1 protein-coding gene is annotated in these 744 nt (G+C 77.0%); it reads left to right on the top strand.

Annotation, left to right across the window (positions count from 1 at the left end):
- Positions 1-131: 131 nt before the first annotated feature.
- The coding region (locus D8M29_RS12955; protein ID WP_148111640.1) for a CoA pyrophosphatase at positions 132-744 on the top strand (613 nt) is incomplete at its 3' end.

Raw genomic sequence — 744 nt, 5'->3', positions numbered from 1 at the left:
GCCGCCAGTCCGGCCTGGCCGACGCCGATCACCGCGACGTCCACCGGATCCGAGGACGCGGTGGCCGCTGGGGGCGAGGTCAGGGGAGCCGTCATGCCCCGAGGCTACGACCGGCGGCTAGCGTGGGGGCCATGCCTGAGACCCCCGCGAGCCCCCGCCCGACCTCCCGCGACGCCGCCGGGACGTCCGAGGCGTCGCTGACGGGTGCGCGGGACCAGCTGGCGGACCTCGTGGCCCGGTGGGGCACGGCCCCTGCGGACGCGTCCGGTCACCACGACCCGGCCTCGCTCACCACAATCCCGCCCGAGGCCGTGCCGATGTGGGGCTTCGACTGGCCCCGGTCCGGCGATCCGCGCCCCTCCGCCGTGCTGATCCTGTTCGGCGCCCTCGACGACGTCCCCGCCCGTCACGACGCCGAGCGCGTGCACCCGCACGTGGACGTGCTGCTGACCCAGCGCGCCGCCACCCTGCGCCAGCACGCCGGGCAGATCGCGTTCCCCGGCGGTCGCGTCGACCCCGAGGACGCCGACGTCGTGGCCACGGCCCTGCGCGAGGCGCAGGAGGAGACCGGCTTGGACCCGGCCGGCGTGGAGGTCCTGGGCGTGCTGCCGGCGGTGCCGGTGGTGGTCTCGGGGCACGTGGTGCACCCGGTGCTCGGGTGGTGGCGGGACCCCAGTCGCGTGGCGGTGGTCGACCAGGCCGAGGCCGCGGCCGTGTTCCGGATGCCGGTCGCGGACCTGGTGA

Origin of the sequence: Micrococcus sp. HSID17227, from assembly GCF_003989405.1 — a bacterium.
Classification (GTDB): Bacteria; Actinomycetota; Actinomycetes; order Actinomycetales; family Micrococcaceae; genus Micrococcus; species Micrococcus luteus.
This window is presented reverse-complemented; position numbering and strand designations above follow the sequence as displayed.